At 65.7% G+C, this 24,236-nt stretch carries 21 protein-coding genes and 1 pseudogene; 13 read left to right on the top strand and 9 right to left on the bottom strand.

The genetic code is table 11. The features are described from left to right. Positions 1-67: 67 nt before the first annotated feature. Positions 68-1,243: an ABC transporter substrate-binding protein gene (locus tag ABIB38_RS04835; RefSeq protein ID WP_429202835.1), complete on the top strand. Its 1,176-nt coding sequence runs from the start codon at positions 68-70 to the stop codon at positions 1,241-1,243. Positions 1,244-1,268: 25 nt separating this feature from the next. Here ABIB38_RS04835 and ABIB38_RS04830 read toward each other — a convergent pair whose 3' ends face one another. Then, the gene (locus ABIB38_RS04830) at positions 1,269-1,766 is read right to left on the bottom strand and encodes a MarR family winged helix-turn-helix transcriptional regulator (RefSeq protein WP_429202226.1); all 498 of its coding nucleotides are present in this window, start codon (positions 1,764-1,766) and stop codon (positions 1,269-1,271) included. A gap of 163 nt (positions 1,767-1,929) precedes the next feature. Here ABIB38_RS04830 and ABIB38_RS04825 point away from each other — a divergent pair, with 163 nt between their 5' ends. Further along, the gene (locus tag ABIB38_RS04825) at positions 1,930-2,973 is read left to right on the top strand and encodes a Rieske 2Fe-2S domain-containing protein (protein ID WP_429202224.1); all 1,044 of its coding nucleotides are present in this window, start codon (positions 1,930-1,932) and stop codon (positions 2,971-2,973) included. Then, entirely contained in the window at positions 2,970-3,926 is a 957-nt protein-coding gene (locus tag ABIB38_RS04820) for a PDR/VanB family oxidoreductase (protein WP_429202222.1), read from the top strand. Before ABIB38_RS04825 ends, ABIB38_RS04820 begins: the two co-directional genes overlap by 4 nt. A gap of 42 nt (positions 3,927-3,968) precedes the next feature. Here ABIB38_RS04820 and pcaD read toward each other — a convergent pair whose 3' ends face one another. From pcaD to pcaH, 4 genes are read right to left on the bottom strand one after another with little or no spacing between them, the layout of a single operon-like run. Next, positions 3,969-5,231, bottom strand: a complete 1,263-nt coding sequence (gene pcaD, locus ABIB38_RS04815; RefSeq protein ID WP_429202220.1) for a 3-oxoadipate enol-lactonase — start codon at positions 5,229-5,231, stop codon at positions 3,969-3,971. Positions 5,232-5,251: 20 nt separating this feature from the next. After that, positions 5,252-6,643 carry a 3-carboxy-cis,cis-muconate cycloisomerase gene (pcaB, locus tag ABIB38_RS04810; protein WP_429202219.1) on the bottom strand — a complete coding sequence of 464 codons (1,392 nt, stop codon included), beginning with the start codon at positions 6,641-6,643 and terminating at the stop codon, positions 5,252-5,254. Between the two features lie 12 nt (positions 6,644-6,655). Further along, a complete protein-coding gene (locus ABIB38_RS04805; RefSeq protein ID WP_429202217.1) occupies positions 6,656-7,183 on the bottom strand; it encodes a protocatechuate 3,4-dioxygenase in 528 nt (175 codons plus the stop codon). Positions 7,184-7,195: 12 nt separating this feature from the next. Beyond that, positions 7,196-7,888, bottom strand: a complete 693-nt coding sequence (gene pcaH / locus ABIB38_RS04800; protein ID WP_429202215.1) for a protocatechuate 3,4-dioxygenase subunit beta — start codon at positions 7,886-7,888, stop codon at positions 7,196-7,198. 144 nt (positions 7,889-8,032) lie between these two features. On the opposite strand from pcaH, the gene ABIB38_RS04795 reads away from it, so the two are divergent. Next, positions 8,033-8,806, top strand: coding sequence for an IclR family transcriptional regulator domain-containing protein (locus tag ABIB38_RS04795; RefSeq protein WP_429202213.1), 774 nt, complete (start codon positions 8,033-8,035; stop codon positions 8,804-8,806). A gap of 129 nt (positions 8,807-8,935) precedes the next feature. On the opposite strand, the pseudogene ABIB38_RS04790 reads toward ABIB38_RS04795, so the two are convergent. Continuing rightward, positions 8,936-9,314: pseudogene (locus ABIB38_RS04790) on the bottom strand (transposase); the annotation flags it as partial. A 99-nt stretch (positions 9,315-9,413) separates the two neighbouring features. Next, positions 9,414-10,295: an IclR family transcriptional regulator gene (locus tag ABIB38_RS04785; RefSeq protein ID WP_429202211.1), complete on the bottom strand. Its 882-nt coding sequence runs from the start codon at positions 10,293-10,295 to the stop codon at positions 9,414-9,416. Between the two features lie 155 nt (positions 10,296-10,450). Here ABIB38_RS04785 and ABIB38_RS04780 point away from each other — a divergent pair, with 155 nt between their 5' ends. The 7 genes from ABIB38_RS04780 (at position 10,451) to ABIB38_RS04750 (ending at position 18,620) form a co-directional block, all read left to right on the top strand. Then, complete coding sequence (locus tag ABIB38_RS04780) at positions 10,451-11,692, top strand: ABC transporter substrate-binding protein (protein WP_429202209.1); 1,242 nt, start codon at positions 10,451-10,453, stop codon at positions 11,690-11,692. A gap of 66 nt (positions 11,693-11,758) precedes the next feature. Then, positions 11,759-12,634: a branched-chain amino acid ABC transporter permease gene (locus tag ABIB38_RS04775; protein WP_429202207.1), complete on the top strand. Its 876-nt coding sequence runs from the start codon at positions 11,759-11,761 to the stop codon at positions 12,632-12,634. 2 nt (positions 12,635-12,636) lie between these two features. Further along, entirely contained in the window at positions 12,637-14,448 is a 1,812-nt protein-coding gene (locus tag ABIB38_RS04770; RefSeq protein ID WP_429202205.1) for an ABC transporter permease subunit, read from the top strand. Next, positions 14,445-15,176: an ABC transporter ATP-binding protein gene (locus tag ABIB38_RS04765; RefSeq protein ID WP_429202203.1), complete on the top strand. Its 732-nt coding sequence runs from the start codon at positions 14,445-14,447 to the stop codon at positions 15,174-15,176. The genes ABIB38_RS04770 and ABIB38_RS04765 overlap by 4 nt, the downstream gene beginning before the upstream one ends. Before the next feature lie 92 nt (positions 15,177-15,268). Then, complete coding sequence (locus tag ABIB38_RS04760; RefSeq protein WP_429202201.1) at positions 15,269-15,970, top strand: cyclase family protein; 702 nt, start codon at positions 15,269-15,271, stop codon at positions 15,968-15,970. An 86-nt stretch (positions 15,971-16,056) separates the two neighbouring features. Beyond that, positions 16,057-17,196, top strand: coding sequence for a CobW family GTP-binding protein (locus ABIB38_RS04755; protein WP_429202200.1), 1,140 nt, complete (start codon positions 16,057-16,059; stop codon positions 17,194-17,196). Positions 17,197-17,210: 14 nt separating this feature from the next. Then, positions 17,211-18,620, top strand: coding sequence for an amidase (locus ABIB38_RS04750; RefSeq protein WP_429202198.1), 1,410 nt, complete (start codon positions 17,211-17,213; stop codon positions 18,618-18,620). Positions 18,621-18,956: 336 nt separating this feature from the next. Here the strand turns inward: ABIB38_RS04750 and ABIB38_RS04745 are convergent, their stop codons facing one another. Beyond that, on the bottom strand, positions 18,957-19,862 hold the full coding sequence (locus tag ABIB38_RS04745) for a helix-turn-helix domain-containing protein (RefSeq protein ID WP_429202197.1): 906 nt from the start codon (positions 19,860-19,862) through the stop codon (positions 18,957-18,959). Positions 19,863-19,984: 122 nt separating this feature from the next. Between ABIB38_RS04745 and ABIB38_RS04740 the strand changes: the two genes are divergently transcribed. After that, positions 19,985-21,151 carry a 4-hydroxybenzoate 3-monooxygenase gene (locus ABIB38_RS04740; protein ID WP_429202195.1) on the top strand — a complete coding sequence of 389 codons (1,167 nt, stop codon included), beginning with the start codon at positions 19,985-19,987 and terminating at the stop codon, positions 21,149-21,151. A gap of 84 nt (positions 21,152-21,235) precedes the next feature. Here ABIB38_RS04740 and ABIB38_RS04735 read toward each other — a convergent pair whose 3' ends face one another. Then, positions 21,236-22,432: an EAL domain-containing protein gene (locus tag ABIB38_RS04735; RefSeq protein WP_429202193.1), complete on the bottom strand. Its 1,197-nt coding sequence runs from the start codon at positions 22,430-22,432 to the stop codon at positions 21,236-21,238. Positions 22,433-22,755: 323 nt separating this feature from the next. Here ABIB38_RS04735 and ABIB38_RS04730 point away from each other — a divergent pair, with 323 nt between their 5' ends. Beyond that, positions 22,756-24,201, top strand: coding sequence for an NAD-dependent succinate-semialdehyde dehydrogenase (locus tag ABIB38_RS04730; protein ID WP_429202833.1), 1,446 nt, complete (start codon positions 22,756-22,758; stop codon positions 24,199-24,201). The last annotated feature ends 35 nt before the right edge of the window (positions 24,202-24,236 follow it).

Below are 24,236 nucleotides of genomic sequence, written 5' to 3'. Positions count from 1 at the left end.
CGTAATGGTTTGTACCCGCGCCGCCACGGCGCAATCATAAGAAAACAGGAGACACACCTTGAACACGCTGAACCCAACCCGTCGCCACATCGTCCTCGGCGCCGCCGTCCTTTGCGCCGGCCTTTCCTCAAGCCCTGCCTACGCCGCCGAACCCCTGAAAGTCGGCCTGATCGTGCCCATGTCCGGCCCCTTCGCCTCGACCGGACGCCAGGTCGAAGCCGCCGTCAAGCTGTTCCTCCAGCAAAACGGCGACACCGTGGCCGGCCGCCGGATCGAGGTGATCCTGAAGGATGACGGTGGGGTCGCGCCGGACGTGACCAAGCGCCTGGCGCAGGAACTGGTCGCGCGCGACAAGGTCCAGGTGCTGGCCGGCTTCGGCCTCACGCCCCTGGCCTTCGCGGCCGCCCCGGTCGCCACCCAGGCCAAGGTGCCGATGATCGTCATGAACGCGGCCACCTCGGTGATTCCGCAGCGCTCGCCGTACATCGTCCGCACTGGCTTCACGCTGCCGCAGGTGACGGCGCCGATGGCGCAGTGGGCGGCGAAGAACGGCATCAAATCGGTGGTCACCTTCGTGTCCGACTACGGCCCCGGCATCGATGCCGAGAAGGTCTTCGTCAAGGACTTCACCAAGGCCGGCGGCAAGATCGTCGCCTCGCTGCGTGCGCCGCTGCGCAACCCGGACTATTCGCCGTTCCTGGCGCGCGTCAAGGATGCCAAGCCCGACGCGCTGTTCGTCTTCGTGCCCTCGGGCGAGGGCGCGGCCGTGCTCAAGCAGTTCACCGACCGCGGCCTGGGCCAGGCCGGCATTCGCCTGATCGCCACCGGCGACGTGCTGGACGACGACCTGATGCCGAGCATCGGGCCTTCGGCGATCGGCGTGGTCAGCAGCCACCATTATTCGGCCGCCCACCCATCGCCCGAGAACAAGACGTTCGTTGCGGCCTTCACCCAGGCGAACAAGGGCATGCGCCCGAACTTCCATGCGGTGGGCGCCTACGACGGCATGCAACTGTTGTGGGCGGCCCTGAAGAAGACCAATGGCAATAGCGAGGGGCCGAAGCTGATCGCGGCGATGAAGGGGCATTCGTGGAACAGCGTGCGCGGCCCTGTCTCGATCGACCCGGCCACGCGCGACATCGTGCAGACGGTCTATATCCGCAAGGCCGAGCAGGGCGCGGGCGGCGTGTTCAACGTCGAATTCGACAAGGTCGAGAAGTTCAAGGATCCAGGCGTCGAATAAATCTCGCGCGGGTGCAGAGGCGGCATCACTTGCCGCCGCTCTCGCCCGGCATGGCCAGCGGCGCCCGGCTTTGTTCGTTGTTCTCTTCGACCAGCTTGGCCAGCAGGCCCATGAACTGCGCCTGCTCCTCGCCGCTCAGCGGCGCGAGCAGGCGCTGGCGCAGCCGCTGCGCCCCCGGCACCAGGCCGTCGAGCAGTTGCCGGCCGGCGGCCGTGATCGTCAGCGCCCGCTGGCGCCGGTTATGCGGAATCACCTTGCGTTCGAGCAGTCCCTTTTCTTCGAGGCGGGCGCAGACCGTGGCGCCGGTCGAGGTATCGATCGCGGCCAGCCCGGCCAGCGACACCTGGTCGATGCCCGGATGCTCGGCGAGCCGGCTCAGCATCGCATATTGCACCGGCGTCAGTTCGCTTCCCATCTCGTCGTAGAACAGCGACACCGAGATCTGCTGGGCGCGCCGCAACAGGTGGCCGGGGTGCTGGTACAAGTCGAGCATCGAGCTCTGGTCGTCAGGAGCTTTTTCCATTTGCATGTTTCTAGTTGTTATCCGCGCGTCGTTCTTGCGCAGCGCACCATCAAAATAATCACGAAACCCGGTTTACTTCGGCCCGCAAACGCGTAATACTTTTCTCACATTCAGTGTACTGAATATCCCTGAATATACGATAAAGACGACAAAGGAGACAAGGATGTTCCCTAAAAATGCGTGGTACGTGGCCTGCACCCCGGACGAGATCGATGGCAAGCCGCTGGGCCGCCAGATCTGCGGCGAGAAAATCGTGTTCTACCGTGGCGAGAACGGCAAGGTTGCGGCGGTCGAGGACTTCTGCCCCCACCGCGGTGCGCCGCTGTCCCTCGGTTTCGTCCGTGACGGCAATCTCGTGTGCGGCTACCACGGGCTCGAGATGGGGTGCGAAGGCAAGGCCATCAGCATGCCGGGCCAGCGCGTGCGCGGCTTCCCCTGCATCCGCAGCTACGCCGTCGAGGAGCGCTACGGCTTCATCTGGGTCTGGCCGGGCGAGCAGGCGCTGGCCGACCCTGCCGCCATCCATCATCTGGAGTGGGCGGACAGTCCCGAGTGGGCCTATGGCGGCGGCCTGTATCACATCAACTGCGACTACCGCCTGATGGTCGACAACCTGATGGACTTGACGCACGAAACCTATGTCCATGCCTCGAGCATCGGCCAGAAGGAAATCGACGAGGCGCCGGTCACCACGAAAGTGGAGGGCGAGCAGGTCGTCACCAGCCGCTTCATGGAAAACATCATGCCGCCGCCGTTCTGGCAGGCGGCGCTGCGCGGCAACGGCCTGGCCGACGACGTGCCGGTCGACCGCTGGCAGATCTGCCGCTTCAACGCGCCCAGCCACGTGATGATCGAAGTGGGCGTGGCGCACGCCGGCCACGGCGGCTACCACGCCGATCCGGCGTACAAGGCCTCGAGCATCGTGGTCGACTTCATCACCCCCGAAACCGAGACCTCGCACTGGTATTTCTGGGGCATGGCGCGCAACTTCAAGCCACAGGACGCCGAACTGACGAAGACCATCCGCGAAGGCCAGGGCAAGATCTTCAGCGAAGACCGCGAGATGCTGGAACTGCAGCAGCAAAACATCCTGCGCCATCCGGACAGGAAGCTCCTGATGCTGAACATCGATGCCGGCGGCGTGCAGTCGCGCCGCATCATCGACGCCTGGCTGGCCAGGGAACGGCCGCAGGAGGTGGCGGCATGAGCACGATCGAGGTGAGGGTGGCCGGCAAGGCGATCGAGGCCGACGGCATCTGCAGCTATGAGTTGGCGCCGCTCGCCGGCGGCGCGTTGCCGGGATTCGAGGCCGGCGCCCACGTGGACGTGCACCTGCCCGGCAATCTGGTGCGCCAGTACTCGCTGTGCAACGCGCCGGGCGAAACCCACCGCTACCAGATCGGCGTGCTGCTCGACGCCGATTCGCGCGGCGGCTCGCAGGCCATGCACGACCAGATCGAGGTCGGCTCGGTGCTGACGATCAGCGCGCCGAAGAACCATTTTCCGCTGGTCGAGGCCGAGCGCACGGTACTGCTGGCGGGCGGCATCGGCGTGACGCCGATCCTGGCGATGGCCGAGGCGCTGGCGGCCAGGGGCGCAGCCTTCGAGCTCCATTACTGTGCCCGTTCTCCCGAGAAGGCGGCGTTCAAGGAGCGGCTCGGGCAGTCGCACCTGCGCAGCCTCGTGCAGTTCCACTACGACAGCGGCGAGTCCGCACAAAAGCTCGACTTGCCGGCCGTACTCGGCGCGCCGGCGCCCGGCACCCACCTGTACGTGTGCGGGCCGCAGGGTTTCATCGACTACGTGCTGGGCGGCGCACAGGCGCTGGGCTGGCCGCAGGCGCAGCTGCACGTCGAGTACTTCAGCGCGGCGGCGGTGGACACGAGCGGCGACCAGGCGTTCGAGGTCAGGCTCGCGTCGAACGGCAAGGTGGTGACGGTGGCGGCCGGCCAGACGGTGATCGAGGCGCTGCTTGGTGCCGGCGTCACGGTCCCGTACTCGTGCGAGGAAGGCGTCTGCGGCACGTGCCTGACCCGCGTGCTCGAGGGCGTGCCGGAACACCGCGACATGTACCTGACCGAGGAAGAGCAGGCGGCGAACGACCAGTTCACGCCGTGCTGCTCGCGCGCGAAAACCAGGGTGCTGGTGCTGGATCTGTAGGACGCGCCGCGGGAAGCTCCCGCGGCGACCCGCTCACAGCGCCTACAGCGCCTGCACGAAGCCGGCGACACTGGCCGCAAACGCCTCCGGCTGCTCCACCGCCGCCAGGTGCGAGGCGTGCGCGATCACTTCCAGCCGCGCGTCGGGAATCGCTTGCGCCAGCACCTCGGCCATCGCCACCGGCGTTCCCTGGTCCAGTTCTCCCGCCAGCACCAGGGTCGGCACGGCGACTTGCCCCAGCCGCGCGGTGGTGTCGACGCGCCCCACCGCATTGCAGCAACCGATATAGCCTGCCGGATCGGTGGTCACCAGGCGCCGCCGGAAGCGCGCCACGGTCGCGGCTTTGCGCGCCCGGAAGTCGTCATGGAAGTAGCGCCCCATGACCGCGTCGGCGATCGCCTCGATGCCCTGTTCGCGTACGGTGGCGATGCGCTGCTCCCACACGGCGCGCGCCGCTTCCGGGTAGCCGCTGGTGGTGTTGGCCAGCACCAGCGCGCGCACCAGCGCCGGATGGCGCAGGGCCAGTTCCTGCCCGACCATGCCGCCCATCGACAGGCCGATCCAGACCACCGGGCCGGTGTCGAGTTCGCGCAGCAGGCGCGCGGCGTCGTCGGCCAGGTCGGCCATCGCATACAGCCCCTCGGGCGCGTCCGAACTGCCGTGGCCGCGGTGGTCGTAGGCGACGACGCGGCAGTCCTGCGCCAGCGTGTTGGCCAGGCTGTCCCACATGCTCAGGTCGCAGCCGAGCGCATGACTGAGGACGACCGTGTGGCGCGGCGCCTTGCCGCTACGCGGCTCGCGCACGCTGTAGTGCAGGGCCGGGCTGCTCGCCGTGCGGCCCGCGCGGCCGATGCCCGGATGCGCGGCCGCGGCCGGCGCCGCCGGCGCCAGGGCGTAGCCGATCTGCTCGCCGACTTCGCGCAGGATCTGCAGGGTGTGCGTGAAGGCCGTGTTGGCGGCGGGCACCCCGGCGTAGACGGCCGACTGCATCAGGATTTCCTTGATCTCGTCGGGGCTCAGGCGGCTGTCTTCCTCACCCAGCAGGGCGGCGCGCACGTGCAGCTCGAATTCTTCCCAGCGCCCGAGGGCGATCGTGATCGACAGGACGATCGCGCGCCGCATCTTGTGCTCGAGCCCGGGGCGGCCCCAGATCTCGTTCCAGGCGAAGCGGGTGATCAGGTTCTGGAAGTCGGCGTTGAAACCATTCGCATTGTTCAGCGAACGGTCGACCCAGGCGTCGCCGAGGACGCTGCGGCGGTTCTGCAGGCCGCGTTCGAAATCGTGGTCAAGGGGATCGAAGCTCATGCGCGTTGTACTCCGTGAATTCAGTCGTGAAAGGGATGGGTGGCGCCGAGCACGGCCATGCGGCCGCGCAGGCCTTGCAGCTGGCCTTCGGCCAGGCGGCGCGCGGGCTGGGCGGCGGCGAGCGGGTCGAAGCGGGCGGCCAGCTGGGGCAGGTCGACGTGCCCGGCCAGCTGCGGGTCGGCCTGGACGGCTTCGCGCAGCAGGGCGTGCAGGTCGCGATCGTGGCCGGCGCGCCGGCTGAGGCCTTCGAGCAGCGCATGCGCCTGCGGCCGGCCGATGGCGCCGGCCAGGTAGCTCGACGCGCTTTCGGCAAACACCAGGCCGTGCAGCGCCTCGATATTGCGCAGCATGCGCGCCGGGTCGACCATCAAGCCCGCGAAGGCCTCGTTCAGCGCGCGCAGGGCGCCATGGGCGGACAGGAACAGGTTCGGCCACTCTGCCAGCTCGGCCTGCCAGTTGCCGAGGCCGCGCTCGTGCTCCTGGCCCATGCAGGCCAGCAGGGCGGCGGCATGCTGGGGCGTGCGCCGGGCGGCGGCCAGCGCGATCATCGCCGATACCGGGTTGCGCTTGTGGGGCATCGCCGACGAGCCGCCGCGGCCATTGCCGGACGGTTCGGCCAGCTCCGCCACCTCGCCCTGGGCCATCAGGCTCAGGTCGGTCGCCAGCTTGCCCAGGCTGCCCGCCAGCACGGCCACTTCGAGGCCCAGCCGCACCCATTCGTCGCGCTGGGTGTGCCAGGCGGCGTCCGCCACCTTCAGGCGCAGCTCCTCTGCCACGCGTTCGGCCACGGCGCCGCCGTGTTCGCCCAGCACCGACAGGGTGCCGACCGCGCCGCCCAGCTGCAGCTGCAGCGCGCGGGCGGCCGCCAGGCGCAATTGCTCGCGCGCGCGCACCAGCGGCGCCAGCCAGCCGGCGGCCTTGAAGCCCAGGCTCGTCACCTGCGCCGGCTGCATCAGCGTGCGTGCCAGCACGGGCGTGGCCAGGTGGCGCTCGGCCAGCGCCAGCAGGTGTTCGCCCAGTTCGTGCAGGCCATCGTCCAGCAGCCGCAGGGCTTCGCGCGTGACGAGCACCATCGCCGTGTCGACCACATCCTGGCTGGTGCTGCCCCAGTGCACGTGGCGCGCGGCCTCGGCATCGTACAGGCCGACCGTCCGGGTGAGTTCCTTCACCAGGGGAATGGCGAGGCTGCCCGCGCGGCGCCCGGCATCGATGATGGCGGGGATGTCGTACAGCTGGGCGTTGCACACGCCGGCGATGGCCGCCGCCGCCGCGGGCGGCACCAGCCCCTCGGCCGCCTGCGCACGCGCCAGCGCGGCTTCGAAGGCAAACATGGCCTGCACCACCGCCGCGTCGTCGAACGCGGCGATCATGTCCGGCGTGGTCAGGAAACTGTCGAAGATCGAGACGCTCATACGTTTAGTTGCTCATACATAGTCGAAGAAAACGGTTTCCTGCTCGCCCTGCAGATGGATGTCCCAGCGATAGGAGGGCTCGCCCCGGCCATCCTCCATCTTGCGGGCCAGCAGCGTGGCGCGGCGCGCCTGCGGCACCTGGTTCAGGATGGCGGACTGCGCCAGGGCGGCGTCGTCCTCCAGGAAGACCGCCGTGAACTGGTGCTTGACGAGCCCGCGCGCGAACACGGTGACGTACATCAGCGGCTCGCCGCCGCCGGCGGGCGCGGCCACGCGCATGCTGAATTCGCCCTGCTCGCCGCTCGGCGCGCGGCGAAAGCCCGGGATCAGCCGCCCGGGCTCGGCGTCGGCCCCCTGCGGCGTCCAGACCTCGATCTGGGCGTCGTTGACTGGCGCGCCGTCGCCGTCGTAGATGACGCCGCTGACGAGGACCGTGGCGCCGGCCGCCGGCACGGCGTCCGGCAGCGAGGCGTCGACGGCCCACTGCCAGGCTTCATGCGAGAACGGACCGATGGTCTGGGAAGTCGTGATCTTGCTCATCGTGCGTTCTCCTTACAGGTCCATGGGCGTGGCATGGCGGCCACGCAGGACGATATCGAATTCGTAGCCCAGCATCTCGCTGCCCACCGTGTGTTCGAGGCTGAAGCGCGACACCAGCCGCTGGCGCGCCGCTTCGTCGGGCACGCTCTGGAAGATCGGGTCGTAGTCGAACAGCGGGTCGCTCGGGAAATACATCTGGGTCACCAGGCGCTGCGCATACACGTTGCCGAACAGCGAAAAGTGGATGTGGGCCGGGCGCCAGGCCTTGTCGTGGTTGCCCCAGGGGTAGGGGCCGGGCTTGATCGTCACGAAGCGGTAGCGGCCCTCGTCGTCGGTCAGCATCTTGCCGACGCCGTGGAAATTCGGGTCGAGCGGCGCCGCGTGCTGGTCCCGGTTGTGCCAGTAGCGTCCGGCCGAGTTCGCCTGCCACACCTCCACCAGCGAATTGCGCACCGGCTTGCCGTCTTCGTCGCACACGCGCCCGGTGACGACGATCTTTTCGCCGAGCGGCTCGCCGTCGCCGTGCCGCGTGAGGTCGACATCGTTCGGCAGCAGGATGCGCGGCGTGGCGACGATGTTCTGCGTCACCGGCAGCGGCGCTTCGATGCGCAGCATCGGCTGGGAGGGGCCACGCTTGACGGTGGATTTGTAGGACGGGTAGACGAGTTCGGGGTACACGCCCGGCTCGACGAGATCGAATTTCACGGCCTTGTCTCCTTCGATATGGTTGGTCAGTGCCGGGATATCGTAAGGAAAGGTGGTTGGGCCGACAATGGGAGGGATGAGCGCGGCGTCCGCACAGCGCACGAAGTGTGCGATACTCGCACAAATCATCCTTCTTTTCAGTCCATGAGCCAAGACGCAGCGCAGCCGCTCGCCCGCGACCTCGTCGCCGGCCTCGACAAGGGCCTGAAGGTCATCGAAGCGTTCGACCAGGAACGCTCGCGCCTGACGATCGCCGAGGTGGCGCAGGCGACCGGGCTGACGCGCGCCGCCGCGCGCCGCTACCTGATCACGCTCACGCATCTGGGCTACATGCGCCACGAGAACAAGCTGTTCTCGCTGACCCCGGCCGTGCTGCGGCTCGGCCAGTCCTACCTGCATTCGGCGCGCCTGCCGCGCATCGCCCAGCCGCTGCTGTACCGGCTGGCGTATTCGCTGGGCGAAGCCGCCTCGGTGGGTGTGCTCGACCACGACCAGCTGGTCTGCGTGGCGGCCGTGAGCGCGGGCCAGCTGGTATCCGGCACGCTGCAGCCGGGCACGCGCGTGCCGGCCTGGTGCACGGCCAACGGGCGGATGCTGCTCGCCAGCCTGCCGCAGGAGCGGGTCGACGAGTTCCTGGAACGCGCCCAGCCCGAGCAGATCACCGTGCACACCATCGTCAACAAGGAACGCCTGGCGCTGGAAATCGCGCGCAGCCGGGCCCAGGGCTACGCCCTGGTCGACCAGGAACTGGAACTGGGCCTGCGCGCGATTGCGGTGCCGCTCAGGAATTTTCGCGGCGACGTCGTGGCCGCGATGAACGTCAGCGTCCACGCGGCGCGCCTGCCTGCCCAGCAGATGGTCGAGCGCTGCCTGCCGGCGATGATCAAGATTCAGGTCGAGTTGGGCGCGCTGCTGTAAGCGGCTAAGCGCCTGACAAGACCTCTGGACGTACCGCCAGCAGATGAGCGAGCAGGCAAGTGAAAGAGACGCCTGATGGATGTCTGCCCGTCGCTCATGCCGGATTCGCGATGACGGAATAAGTCAACGTGTGTCGTGCACCTGGGCGCCCGACATCTTGGCGTCGAGCGGCAGGCCACGTTGATCCATGGTGCTTGCAGCCAAGCTTGCCACGATTGGTCGGGTTTCGGGCCCATATGTTCGCCACCTGCAGGGGCCGGTACGCTGGCAGCATCAACGCTAGCTCGATCCCGGATGATCGGGTCGTGCTCTCGCAGTCGTCGCAGAACTGCCTCGTGGATGCGCTGCCAAACGCCGGCTTGCATCCATTCGTGCAGTCGACGCCAACAAGTCATGCCAATGCCGCAGCCGAGTTCGCGAGGCAGGTGTTCCCACGGCATCCCAGTCTTGAGCACAATAGAATCCCAGTCAGGGTCGCGCGATCATCGATACGTGGCCGTGCGCCTTTCTACGATCTGCGACGATGGGTCGGGAGATGAGTTGCTACAAGCGACCAAAGGTCTTTGGGGAGAAGTGCTTTGGCCATGGCGTTCTACCGACGCGATCCTCAGCGGAATTTCCCTTGAAGGTACTGCCGGTTGTATTCGGCCATGTCAAAGTTCGCCTGGTGCAGCAAGTTCTGGATCGCCCGCGCCTCCTTCTTCAGGATCAGGACGATCTCGCCTTGCGCTTTCAATGGCAGGCAGTCGGCCTTTGCCGAAATGCTGATGGCGCCCAGCGGAGCGCCGGAGCCGTCATGCACCAGGACCCCAACGCCGCTGATGCCGGCAATCATGCGCCCGTCGTGAATTCCATAGCCGGCCTCACGCGATTGCCGGGCGATTTCCAGTAGCAGCGGCACTGTCAGTTTGCCGAAACCCGCGAGCCGTCGTGCATTCGCCGATACGATCCGTTCGATCTCATCGTCGGCCAGGGCGCTCAATATTGCCAGGCTGCCGGCGCCAACGCCCAAAGGGCGATGCACGCCGATATCGAGCGCGGGAATGTCCAGCGGGGTTGTCCCATCAACCCGTTGGATCGACAGCGCATCGTAGTTGCTGCGGATGGTCATGAATGCGGTATGTCCGGTTTCGGCTGCAATACGTTCCAGCGAGGGGCCGCAGATTTCGCGCAGCTTGAATTGCGAAGCTGCGGTCAGCCCCAGTTCGAACAGCCCATGCCCAAGCACATAGCGCCGCGACGTCAGGTTCTGCATCACCAGGCCCTCTTCGATCAGGCAATTCAGGATCCGGTGGATTGTTGTGCGGTTCAGGTCCAGTTGCCTGGCCAGGTCGACCAGGCGTAATCCATTCAGGCTGTAGGAGGCGATTTCACGCAGGATCCGCGCGGCGCGGTGAATGCTTTGCGTCCCCGATGCAGTTTCTGAAGAACCCTCCCTGGATCGCTTCCCGACTCGTGCCGCGATCGATTTGTCGATGCTTGCGCTCATTGTGTTACTCCGATTAGTTCACTATCTGGACCGTAAAATTATGCGCGGGCCGCTATAAGCCAATGATTTTAATGTACTGTTTACTCAACTCGCAAGCAATCGGAAATTAGTTCACAGTGTGAACGCTTCTTTCTGGTGCATTGCGCAGCAATTTGGTGCGCGCTCACGCATCTTGCACCGTTTCCAATCAGAGGGAGTTCGAAATGAAAAAGACGAGTTTGGTGGTACGTACATTCGCAGCCGCCGCCGGGCTGTTGCTGGCGGTCGGTTCGTCGCCGGTGCAGGCCCAGGACAAACAGTCCTGCATCGGTTTTTCGGGCGCGCTGACGGGCCCCGCCACCTTCAGCGGTGATGCGGCAAGGATGGGAGCCGAAGTGGCGCTCGACGAGATCAACGCCAAAGGTGGGGTGCTGGGCAAGAAGCTCACGCTCAAGATGTATGACGATGCCGGCCAGCCGCCGAAGGGCGTCGATAACGTGCGCCGCATCGCGCTGGCCGATAACTGCATCGCGATGTTGGGCGGCTACCATAGTGGCGTGGCGCTGGCGATGCGCGATCCGATCGAAAAGATCGGCATACCCTACGTTGGCGTGATGGCGGCCGGCACCAAGATCATCGAGCCTGACAGCGGCACGAACAAATGGATGTTCCGTGTCTCCGCCAAGGACCGTTGGGTCGCCGAATACCTGGTCGATGTCGCCCTGAAGCGCGCACCGAACAAGAAGGTCGCGGTCTTCTATGAAAACACCGGGTGGGGCAACGGTGCCGCGCCGGACGTCAAGGCCGCACTGCTCAAGAATGGCGTCACGCCGGTTGCGATGGAAACCTTCAACTGGGGCGACCAGGACATGACTGCCCAACTGATGCGCGCGCGGGCCGCCGGCGCTGAAGCGATCGTCATGTTTGCACTGGACCGTGAAGGCAACCAGATCCTGCGCGGCATGGACAAGCTCAAGTACCGGCCCGTGATCGCAGGCGCTTGGGGCCTGGCTGGGAACCTCGGTGAAATCGCCGGCCCGCTGGCCAATGGCGTCATGGTGGTCCAGACCTTCAGCTGGATGGGGCAGCAAGACGCCAGGACGGCCGCAGTCTACGCAAAGATTGCGCAGAAGTTCGGCTTGAAAAAACCCTCGGAACTCAAGATGGGCAGCGGCACCGCCAACGCGTATGACGCGGTGTACCTGATCGCCAAGGCGATCGAGGTGGCCGGGAGCTATGACCGGGCGAAGGTGCGTGACGCGCTGTTTCGCGTCAAGCACCAGGGACTGGTTGCCAACTACAACCCGGCCTTTGGCGCATCGCTCGAGAAACATGATGCGATTCTTCCCAAGGACTACAAATTGACGGTTTGGCAGGACGGCGCGCTGCTGCCGCTGGCACAGACCCGATACAAGTAATCGGCAATTCCTGCGCTGGCGCTGGCGCGATGCCGCGTCAGCGCGACGAAACCTGGGAGTCTTAAAGTGAGTACCTTCATTCAATATGTATTAAGCGGGATGTCGATCGGCGCGATCTACAGCCTGATCGGACTGGGGTTCTACATCATGTGGTCCGCCTGCCGTGCGGTCAATTTTGCGCACGGGGACGTGGTCATGGTCGGTGGCGTCGTCGCCGTGGTTTGCCTTGACGCCGGTATTTCCCTGGCTGTGGGCCTGCCACTGGCAGTCATCGTTTGTGTCGGGTACGGGATGCTGGTCGAGCGCCTGGCGGTCCGGCCGTTCAACAAGGACGCCAGTGCGATCGGCTGGATGTTGACCACGATCGCGATCGGCATCATGGTCGAGAGTTTTGCCACCATTAAGTTCGGCTCGTTTGCGCGTGCCTTGCCGTCGCCCGGCGTGGACGAGCCGATCGAGATCTTCGGCGCCGGGGTCTACCTGCAGGAACTGCTGATTCCCGCGTTCGCCATCGCCTTCATGTTCGGCCTGGAAATCTTTTACCGGCGCACCATGCTGGGCCGCGCGATGAGGGCCATCGCTTTCAACCGGGTCGCCGCTGGCCTGATGGGCATCAACGTCAGCCGCGTCACCGGGATTTCATTCGGCCTCGCAGCCGGCCTGGGCGGCTTTGCCGGGGTCCTGGTGGGCCCGATCATCCAGGTATCCGCCACCATGGGCGTGCTGATCGGTCTCAAGGGTTTTGCGGTCGCGATCATGGCCGGTGTCACGAGTGCGCGCGGTGTCGTCATCACCGGCCTGCTGTACGGCGTGATGGAAAAATTTGTCGAAGGCTACATCAGTTCGGCAGCGCGGGAAATCGTCGGCTTCTCGATCATGATCCTGATCCTGCTGGCATTCCCTCAAGGAATCTTCGGACGCAGAGAGGTGGCCAAAGTATGAATATGCATACGATCAAAAAATTCGGGTTTCCGGTGCTGGTGGCCGGACTCGGCATCGCCCTGTACCTGTTGCCCCACATGGTGGCCAACGTGTACGAGTTGCGCATCTGGATGCTGTTGCTGATCTACGTCATGGTCGCCCTCGGGCTGAACCTGCTCACCGGCCTGACTGGCCTGATCAGCCTGGGCCAGGCCGGCCTCTTTGCCATCGGTGCCTATGCGGTGGCCATCCTGTCGACCCGCTTCGGCCTCGGCATGATCCCTTGCATGCTGATCGCCACCGCCCTTGCGGCAGTGTTCGGCGCAATCCTGGCCTACCCGACGGTACGGGTCCGCGGCGTGTACCTGGCCGTGATCACGATCGCCTTCGGCATCATCGTCGAGAACGTGGCGATCGAGTGGCAAAGCCTGACCGGCGGAACGGCCGGCATTTCCAGCATTCCGAGCCCGGCGCTGTTGGGAGCCACGCTGGACGAAACCGGCTACTTTACGGCGCTGGCAGTGCTGGCGATGGTGGCGTTCATTCTTCACTACAACCTCATCAAATCACGCTATGGCCGCGCGATGCGTGCGGTCAGCCAGAGCGAGACCGCGGCGCGCACGGTCGGCATCAATCCAGTGATGATGCGCCTGATGTCCTTCGTGATTGCCGCAGCCTTCGCTGGCGCCGCCGGCGGCGCGTATGCCTACCTCAATCTGTACGTGAATCCGGACACCTTCCGCTTCGACGATTCGGTGCGCTTCTTACTGATGGTCATCCTGGGCGGTTCCGGCACGGTGATCGGCCCGGTGCTGGGCGCGACGGTGCTGACCTTTATCCCCGAGTACCTGCAAGCGTTCGGCAGTTGGCAGCGCTTCGCTTATGGTGCGTTGCTGGCGCTGGTCATGTTCGGCATGCCGCTGGGCATCGTCGGCACGGCCAATGCCTGGGCTACGCGCTTCAGCAAGAAAGTCAGCCGTCGTTCACGCCCCTGGCCGCGCCCGGATAACGACGCGCAGAACCTGCTCGGCGTCGAAGCGGTGGCCGGCGCAGCCTGCCTGGAGACGGTCAACCTGACGATGGCGTTCGGCGGCCTGGTCGCCAACCAGGACGTCAGCGCGTCGCTCAAAGCTGGCCAGGTGCATGCGGTGATCGGCCCCAACGGCGCCGGCAAGTCGACCTTCATCAACTGCGTGTCGGGATTTTATACGCCGACCGGCGGCACGATCCGCTTCCTAGGGGAGAACGTGACCGCCAAGGTCAGCCACCAGTTGGCGCGCATGGGCTTGGCGCGCACGTTCCAGAACACCGAACTGTTCGGCGACATGACGGTGCTGGAAAACGTGCTGGTGGGCGCCAACGCGCGTTACCGGAGCGGACTGGTGGCGACCTTGCTGCGCCTGCCGTCCTTCTTCCGCGACGAAAAAAAGTACACCGAAGAGGCCAGGCAACTGCTCGCCTACGTCGGCCTGGATGAGTACGCGGACGAAAAGGCGCGCAACCTGCCGTTTGGTCACCAGCGTCGGCTGGAAATCGCCCGCGCCCTGGCGATGTCGCCGAAGCTGTTGTTGCTCGATGAACCGGCTGCCGGCCTGACCCATGGCGAAATCGAAGACCTGATCAAGCTGATCCGCAACCTGGCATCGCACCGGCTGACCATTTTGCTGGTGGAGCACCACGTCGACATGATCATGGCGGTGTCGGATCACGTGACGGTCCTCGATTACGGCAAGGTGATTGCGTCCGGCAGCGTGGCCGAAGTGCGCAATGACCCAGCGGTGATCGAAGCCTACTTCGGCGCGGCGCCCGCAGTCGAATCCAAGGAGTACGCATGAGCGCCCCATTGTTAAAGGTTGAAAACCTCTCGGTGAACTACGGCCATATCCAGGCCTCCCGCCAAGTGTCGATCGAAGTGGGCGAAGGCGAGTTCGTCGGCATCATCGGATCGAATGGCGCCGGCAAGAGTTCCACCCTGAAAGCGGTGGCGGGCGTCGTCAGGCCGGCCGCCGGGACGATCACCATGGCGGGCAAGCCGGTGCACGGCTGCGGCTCGCACGAGATGGTGCGGCATGGCGTGGCCCTGGTGCCGGAAGGGCGCTTCGTCTTTGCCGACCAGAGCGTCGAGGACAACCTGATTCTCGGCGGCTACATCCGTGCCGAGCGCGGCGGCCCGGCCGCACTGCAGGACGACATGGAGCGCATGTACCAGCTGTTTCCACGGCTAAAGGAGCGGCGCACCCAGCTTGCCGGTTCGCTGTCCGGTGGCGAACAGCAAATGCTGGTGATTGCACGCGGCTTGATGTCGCGGCCCCGGCTCTTGATGATCGATGAAGTGTCGCTCGGACTGGCGCCCAAGGTGCTGGAACTGCTGTTTCCGGTGCTGCAAGACTTGAACCGGCAGGGCTTGGCGATCTTGCTGGTCGAGCAGATTGCCACCCGTGCGCTGGCGGTGACGTCGCGCGCCTACGTCATGGAAAACGGCAGCGTCACGCAGAGCGGACCGTCGCAACAGCTGATGCGCGACCCGTCCGTCATGGAGGCCTACCTGGGCAAACAGCACTGATCACCACGGGCCTGGCCCTTGTTGCGCGCAGTACCGGCTTCCGCTGGCGGAGGCTGTCTTTTCCCACACTCGTATTTTCTGGAGTTATGCAAATGAAACAACGTATCGTCGACCTGACGCTGACCTTGTCGGACAACATGCCGGCCCACAAATTGTTCCAGCGCCCCATCGTGGCGCCGCACATGACGCATGAAAAAACCAAGTCGCTCGGGCTCGGGGTGCCGGGCGATGCGATGACCTTCGCGACCACCTTCATCAGTACCCTCGATCACATCGCGACCCACGTCGATGCGTTCTACCACACCGATCCGAACGGCATGAGCGTGGACGACATGCCGCTTGAAATGTTCATGGGCAAGGCAGTCTGCTTCGACATGACGCATATCCCCGATCTCGGCGATATCGATGTCGCCGATCTCGAGGAAGCCGAGCGCAAGACCGGCATCAAGGTTGACGGCCACATCGTGCTGCTCAACACCGGCTTGCACAAGCGGCACTATCCCGACATTAAAGTCGTGTGGAGCAATTGCGGGCTGACCGCCGAAGCGACCCACTGGCTGGCCGACCGCGGCTCCAGGCTGCATGGCGTGGAAGGACCCTCGACCGACAAGCCGTCGCACAACCTGTTCCCGAGCCACCGGGTGTGCCGCGACCGTGGCATTACGCACTATGAGTGGCTGGTCAATCTGGAAGAGCTGGTGGGGAAAGGCGAGTTCATGTTTTACGGTCCACCCCTGAAGATCCATCAGGGCAGCGGTTCGCCGGTGCGCGCCTGGGCCGTGCTGAACGACTGAGCGTCCACCCTGTAACCCCTGCCTGACGGCCGCGCAGCGCACATGATACGCCGCGGCCACGTCCGCACTTTCTGACCGGAGCAATGATGACGCACACGAACACGACCGATCAGCGGATTCCGATCACGCTGCTCACCGGCTTTCTCGGCGCCGGAAAAACCACCCTGGTCAACCGGATTCTGTCGGCACCCGACAGCGGCAAGACCGCCGTCATCGTCAATGAATTCGGCGACATCGGCATCGACGGCGACTTGATCACCAAGACCTCCGACGACATGCTCGAATTGAGCAACGGTTGCATTTGCTGTTCCAGCAAGGACGACCTGATCGAGGCGCTCTACAAGCTGTACATGCGCAAGGCTGGCCTGGCGGAACCGAAGGTGGAGTTCGACCGCATCGTGATCGAGACCACCGGCCTGGCCGATCCGACCCCGCTGGCGCAGGCCTTTTACAGGGACATGTCCTTGAGCCTGACCTACCGGCTCGACGCCATCATCACGCTGGTCGACGTCAAGCATATTGAATCCCAGCTGAGGGACGCGCCGGAGGCGCGCCGCCAGTTGGCGATGGCCGACAAGATCATCTTCAACAAACGCGACCTGGTCGGCGACGCCGATTATGCGCGCGTCGTCGATGCGGTCAATGCGCTCAATCCGTTTTCGCCGAAGGAAACCGCGACCTACGGTTCGCTCGAGCTGAGGAACCTGGTCGACCTGAACCTGTTCGACCCGAACGCAAAGGAATCGGCGATCGCCGCCTGGCTGGGGGAAGCCGCGGCTCCGGCAGCGCAGGGGCATCACCATCACGACCATGAAGGACACGTGCATGGCGCCGCGGACGATTGCCCGGCCTGCCTGGACGACCCGGCACACCGCCACGCCGCCCACCTGGACGGCATCACGGCGATCAGCCTGCGCGAAGTGCACGCCATGGATTACCAGAAGCTGATGGAATTTCTCGAGCGCCTGTCAAATGTGCATGGCGCCAACTTGTATCGGGTGAAGGGGCTGGTGCGCTTTTCAGGCATCGACAAGCCCGTGATCCTGCAGGGCGTGCAAACCGTATTCAGCCCGCTGGCCTATGCGGAACAATGGCCCGGCGGCGATACCAGTACGCGTATGGTCATCATCGGCAAGCAGCTCGACAGGCAAGAGATCGCCAGCGGTTTTGCGCAGTGCGTGGCGGCCGAGACGGCGACGCTGGACCGCTCGCTGTGCATGATTTGAATCCGGGGAATGACATGCTGACTCAATACCCTGGCGCGATCGCACTGCGCGACGCGATGCTGAGCAAGGAAGTCTCGGCGCTGGAGGTCATGCAGGCCTGCCTGGCACGCCAGGAGGAAACCGAGCCGCGGCTGAACAGCTTCGTCACGCGTACGCCGGAGATGGCGTTGGCGGCGGCGCACCGTGCCGACCAGTGCCTGGCGCGGGGCGCGCAGCCGGGCGCGCTGCACGGATTGCCGATTTCGGTGAAAGACCTGATCGCCATTGGCGGCGTGCACCAGACCTTCGGTTCGCGCGTCATGAAGGATCACGTCGCCCAGTGCGACGCACCGGCGGTGGCGCGCATCAAGGCCGCCGGCGCCTGTATCGTCGGGACCACCACCACCAGCGAATTCGGCTGCAAGGCGGTGGGCGACTCGCCGCTGACCGGGGTGACGCGCAATCCGTGGAATACCGACAAGACCCCCGGCGGCTCGAGCTGTGGCGCTGCCGCAAGCGTGGCCGCGGGCGTGACGCCCTTCGCGCTGGGCACGGACGGCGGCGGTTCGATTCGCGAACCATCTTCGTTCACCGGGCTGTTCGGCATCAAGGCGCAGTTCGGGCGGGTGCCGGTATTTCCCGCGTCGGCAACGCCCACGCTGGCACACGTCGGGCCGCTGGCACGCACGGTCCGCGATGCGGCATTGTTGTTGGGGGCGATATCCGGTTATGATGCGCGCGACCCGTTTTCGATCACGGCGGCTGTGCCCGATTTCCTGGGGGCTTGCGGTCAGCCCGTCAAAGGCATGAAGCTGGCCTGGAGTCCGACCCTGGGCTACGCCAAGCCTGATCGGGAAATCGTGACCATTACCGAACGCGCCGTGCGCGCGTTCGAGGCGATGGGCTGCGAAATCATCGACCTCGGTGAAGCGTTCGGGAGCGATCCGGCCGACGTGTGGATGGCTGAATTCTATGCCGGCGTCGGGACCCGCTTGAACGATGCCATGTGCAACAGCCGCGACCTGCTTTGCCCTGCGGTGTCGTCCCTGCTGGAGAGCGCCCTGGACCAGTCACTGCTCGGCTATTATACCCAGGTGTTCGAGCGCTATCGGTTCCGCGAAAAGGTACGCACGATGTTCGACGGTTTCGACCTGCTGTTGACGCCGACGGTGCCGGTCTGCGCGTTCGACGTCGAGGTCAATGTCCCGCCGCAATTTGCCGACCGCAATGCGTGCTCGTGGCAGTACTACACCTATCCGTTCAACCTGACCGGGCAGCCCGCAGCGTCGCTTCCGGTGGGTTTCACTGCGAGCGGCTTGCCTGTCGGACTACAACTGGTGGCGAAATTGCACTGCGAAACAGATATCTTCCGCGCCGCTGCTGCGTACGAGGATCTGCACACGTGGACGTCCATGCGGCCGCCGCAGGCGTCGCGGGACCGGTAGGCGTCTGATGCGCGCCATCGGTAACGCAGGTCGGCGCCAGGTCGCGATCGCCCCCTGTGCTCTGTTGCCCGAAGGCTGCGTCTTGGCTGCCGAGGCCACGGTTTCGCAGCCTATCACCAGCTGCCCATGAACGTGACCCTGCACCTTTGCCGGGCCAAAGTAGCCAAATCGGACTACGCGGCCTGGAATGTTTCTCTACATTCCAAGAGCAGCCCTGGTCGGGAAAATTGGGCTCCCAGTCCATCGATTTGAGTTTTTACACGGGCTGGGCCGATAGAGGACGTCGGCTCAGTGTACGAGGTTGTTACTGCCGGAACAAGTAAGAGGTTAGGCGTTCTAAGTCGTCACCGCGGCTTGGGTCTGCCGCCTGAACTCCTTCGGCGTCACCCCGATCAGTTTCTTGAACAGCCGGCTGAAATAGGCCGGATCCTGAAACCCCAGTTCATAGGCGATGCTGGCGATGCTGGCCGGTACGTAGGTCAGCTTGCGGCAGGCTTCCAGCATCAGCCGGTCCTGGGTGATGTCGAAGGCCGTCTTGCCGGCCAGCTTCAGGCACAGCCGGTTCAGGCGGGCCGGCGGGATCCGCAGCAGGTCCGCGTAGCGGCCGACCTGCCACTGTTCCTGGTAATGGCGTTCCACCTCGACCCGGAAGCGGCTGAACAGCTCGAAGTCGCCGCGGCCGGACTTGTCGGCGAGGCGGCGCTCGGCCTGCACCCGCACCAGGTTCAGGAGCGCGCAGCGCGCCAGCCATTCGAGCATCAGGGTATGCCCCTGGCGCGGCCATGCCGCTTCGAGGATCAGGTTGCGCAGCAGCGCCTCGATGCGCTCGCGCACTTCTGGCACGGGGTCCAGCGCGATGGCGAGGGGCTGCACGAACAGCGCGGCGAACAGGTCGCCCTCGTGGCCGGCGGCGGCGAACAGCACGTTCTGGTCGAGGGTCAGCACATAGCCATGCGCTTCCTCGGAAAAGGCGAAACCGTGCGCCAGCGACGGATGGATGGTCAGGGCGACCGGGCCGGCGCACTCCCAGCGCTCGCCTTCGATGTCGGCCACGACCCGTCCGCCAAATAAAAAAAGTACCTGGAACAGCCCCGCGTGCCGGTGCACCCCGATGTGCCAGTCATGCTGGCGGCTGCGTGTTTCGATCAGCTCGATATGCACGCCCTCGGCGTCCGTGCCCCGTGTCAGCTCGCCATAGAGCGCGAATTCGGGGATCTTCGGGGATGGTGCGGGCTTGGGCATGAGGGCAACGGGCACGGGAAGCGAATGTAAAAATAGTACAAGTTTTTCCGCGTTCTATCCATTCTTATCCGCGCGCCTGGGTACTACGATGATGTCAACAAAACACAAACGGAGACAACATCATGCGTACCCAGGTCGCCATCGTCGGCGCCGGTCCTGCCGGCCTTCTGCTTTCCCACCTGCTGCACCTGAACGGCATCGAGTCGGTCGTGCTCGAGACGCGCAGTCGCGCCGATATCGAAGCCACGATCCGCGCCGGCGTCCTCGAACAGGGCAGCATGGACATCCTGGACCAGGCCGGCGTGGGCGAGCGCATGCGCAGGGAAGGGGCGCTTCACCACGGCTTCGAGCTGGCCTTCGGCGGCAAGCGCCATCGCATCGATCTTACCGAACTGACCGGCAAGGCGATCACGGTCTACCCGCAGCACGAGGTGATCATCGACCTCGTCGCGGCGCGGCTGGCGGCCGGCGGCCAACTGCTGTTCGAAGCGAGCGAGGTGGCGCTGCACGGCACCGATACCGCGCAGCCGTCGGTCACGTTCTCGCACCAGGGCGAAGCACAGCGGCTTCTGGCTGACTTCGTCATCGGCTGCGACGGCTTCCATGGCGTGTCGCGCCCGGCGATTCCGGCGGGTGTGCGCCAGGACTTCCAGCGCACCTATCCGTTCGGCTGGTTCGGCATCCTGGTCGAGTCCGCGCCGTCGTCCGACGAACTCATCTACGCCCAGCACGAGCGCGGGTTTGCCCTCGTCAGCACCCGCTCGCCCACCGTGCAGCGCCTGTATTTCCAGTGCGATCCGCAAGACCATGTCGACAACTGGTCGGATGACCGCATCTGGTCCGAACTGCATGCGCGTACCGCGAGCGACGGCGGCTGGAAGCTCAACGAGGGCCGGATCTTCCAGAAGAACATCATCGGCATGCGCAGTTTCGTCTGCGCCCCGATGCGTTCCGGCCGCCTGTTCCTGGCCGGCGACGCCGCGCACATCGTGCCGCCGACCGGCGCCAAGGGGATGAACCTGGCGATTTCCGACGTGCGCCTGCTCGCGCGCGCGCTGGAGGCCTTCTACCAGCGCGGCACCGAAGAGCTGCTGGACGGCTATTCGGACGCGGCCCTCAAGCGCGTGTGGCGGGCCGAATACTTCTCGTGGTGGATGACGCGCCTGTTGCACACCTTCGCCGACGCGTCGCCATTCGAGCGCCAGGTGCAGCGTGCGGAGCTGGAAAACGTCGTGTCCTCACGCGCGATGCGCACGGCGCTGGCGGAAAACTACGTGGGCGCGTTCTGAAGCGGGCGGCCGGAAGCGGGCAGGGCCGGCACATGCGCTCCGGTCCGGGATGACCGGCGGCGGCCCCGAGCGCTGGAAGCGGCGTCAGGCCGGCGGGGTGGAATAGTCCGGCGGCGCGGCGTAGAGCGCCGCCAGGCCCTCGTCCTCGAGGTCTTCCAGCAGGCGGATCAGGGTGGCCGACGCCTGTTTGCACTCGTACAGGAGCGGCATCATGTCGGCCAGCGCGGCGCCGGCCCGCACCCGCTCGATGAGCCGGGCGCCGGCCTCGTGCAGCGCGCGGTGCGGGGCGTCGATCGCCTGGTACATCGGCGTATCGGCGAAGTAGCGGCCGTCGCCCACGTACCACGCCCCGAGGGCGCACTTGGTCACGCCCATGGCTGGATAGCCGTCCATCTGGCGCAGCGGCGAATCGGCCGGCAGCGCCGCGCGCTGGATGACGTAGCTGACCATCTGACGGCGCCACTGGATGTGGTCGACGATCGCCATGTGCACCAGCCCGATCGGCATGCCGCGGCGCTTGCCGTTGTCGCGCCGGAACAGGTCGAACTGGTCCAGGGGGAGCGGGCGGCTGATCAGGTAGCCCTGCGCCACCTTGCAGCCCGCCTCGACCAGGAAATCATGCTGCTCCGGCGTTTCCACGCCTTCGGCCACCACGGTCAGGCCCAGCTCGTGCCCGAGCCGGATGGAGGAGCGCACGATGGTCGCGTTCTTGGCCGAGTCGAGCATGCGGCCGATGATTCCCTTGTCGAGCTTGATCGTCGTGAACGGCCACTGGCTGAGCGTGTCCATGCTGGAGTAACCGATTCCATAGTCGTCCATTGCCAGTCCCACACCGACGTCGGCCAGCTCCTGGACGTTCCAGAGCATGGACGCACCACCCTGCAAGGCCTGGGTTTCGGTGATTTCGAGCTCGAGGGTGGTGGGGGACAGTCCGTACTGCAAGACGGCATCGAGGATGGCCCTGGTGACGAGGGCGTCCTCGAGATCGCGGGCGGTCACGTTGAGCGAAAAGTGCAAGCCCTCTTCCAGGTGCTTGCCCACCAGGTCGTGGACCAGCGTGGACAGCAACTGCATGGTCAGTTCCTTGATCAGGCCGCTGTGCTCAGCCACCTCGATGAAGGTGGCCGGTGGCAGCATCGTGCCGTCGGGCCGCTGCCATCGCGCCAGGGCCTCGGCGCCGACGATGCGGTCGGTGACCAGAGATGCCTTGGGCTGGTAATGCAGGATGAATTCCCTGTTACGCAGCCCTTGGGCGATGTCCGATGTGGTGACCCTGACCATGGCGCGCCTCCCTCGCCGATGCGGAATCTATCTTTATCCGCCGATATGGCTGGACCGTCAAGCGTGCCTGCGGTCCGCGCGGCATGCCGGACGGCGCCCGCGTGTTGCTGGTGGGGGCAGCGGCGGCGATGAGGGCAGCCGCCGGCGAGGCGCCGGGCGCGACGCCGGGCGTCCCGGCAGCGCATTTGTTGAACATGGATGCCGATCCCGACCGTGGCCGGCAGGGGCGGATACCAGCGCCCATATCGCGGCTGCGCCACGCCCGGCCAAGCTGCGCGAAAAGGACTATCATGATCGCTTTATCAACCCGGACCTTGATGCTCATGACGACTTCCAGCTATCCCGACATCCGCCTCCTGATCGCCAACGAATGGGTCGACGCCACCGGCGGCAAGACCATTCCTGTGGTCAACCCGGCCACCGGACAGCCGATCGGCACCGTGGCCCATGCCGCCATCGCCGACCTGGACCGCGCCCTGGCCGCCGCCCAGAAAGGGTTCGAGGCCTGGCGCGTCGTTCCCGCCGCCGAGCGCGCCGCCACCATGCGCCGCGCCGCCAGCCTGCTGCGCGAGCGCGCCGGCGACATCGCGCGCCTCCTGACCCAGGAACAGGGCAAACCCCTGGCCGAAGCGAAGATGGAAGCCATGGCCGGCGCCGAGATCATCGACTGGTTCGCCGCCGAAGGCATGCGCGTATATGGCCGCATCGTGCCGTCGCGCAATCCGGCCGCGCAGCAACTGGTGCTGAAGGAGCCGGTCGGCCCGGTCGCTGCCTTCACGCCGTGGAACTTCCCGATCAACCAGGTCGTGCGCAAGCTGGCCGCGGCGCTCGCCACCGGCTGCTCCTTCCTGTGCAAGGCGCCTGAAGAAACGCCGGCGTCGCCGGCGGCGCTGTTCCAGTGCTTCGTCGACGCCGGCGTGCCGCCGGGCGTGGTGGGACTGGTGTTCGGCGACCCGGCCGAGATTTCGGGCTACCTGATTCCGCACCCGGTCATCCGCAAGGTCACCTTCACCGGCTCGACCCCGGTCGGCAAGCAGCTGGCGGCCCTGGCCGGCGCCCACATGAAGCGCGTGACGATGGAACTGGGCGGCCATGCGCCGGTGATCGTGGCGGCCGATGCCGACGTGGCGCTGGCGGTCAAGGCCGCCGGCGGCGCCAAGTTCCGCAACGCGGGCCAGGTGTGCATCTCGCCGACCCGCTTCCTGGTGCACAACGCGATCAAGGACGAGTTCACGCGCGCGCTGGTCAAGCACGCCGAAAGCCTCAAGCTGGGCGACGGCCTGCAGGAAGGCACCACGCTGGGGCCGCTGGCCAATCCGCGCCGCCTGACGGCGATGTCGCAGCTGGTGGACGACGCGCGCGCCAAGGGCGCGGTGGTCGCCACCGGCGGCGTGCGCGTCGGTGATGCCGGCAACTTCTTCGCGCCGACCATCCTGGCCGACGTGCCTCTGGCGGCGAGCGTATTCAATGACGAGCCGTTCGGCCCGGTGGCGGCGATCCGCGGTTTCGACAGCCTCGAGGATGCGATTCTCGAGGCCAACCGCCTGCCGTACGGCTTGGCCGCCTATGCGTTCACCAGCTCGATCAAGAACGCCCAGCTCTTGATGAACCGCATCGAAGTCGGCATGTTGTGGATTAACCAGCCCGCCACGCCGAGCGCCGAGCTGCCGTTCGGCGGGGTCAAGGATTCGGGCTATGGTTCCGAAGGCGGTCCCGAGGCGCTGGAATCTTACCTCAACACCAAGGCCGTCTCGATGGTCGGGGTCTGATTCCGGCCGGGCCGCACTCGTCGCTGGCGTTGTCG

The organism is Massilia sp. UYP11 (genome assembly GCF_050434805.1).
Classification (GTDB): domain Bacteria; phylum Pseudomonadota; class Gammaproteobacteria; order Burkholderiales; family Burkholderiaceae_D; genus Telluria.
This window is presented reverse-complemented; position numbering and strand designations above follow the sequence as displayed.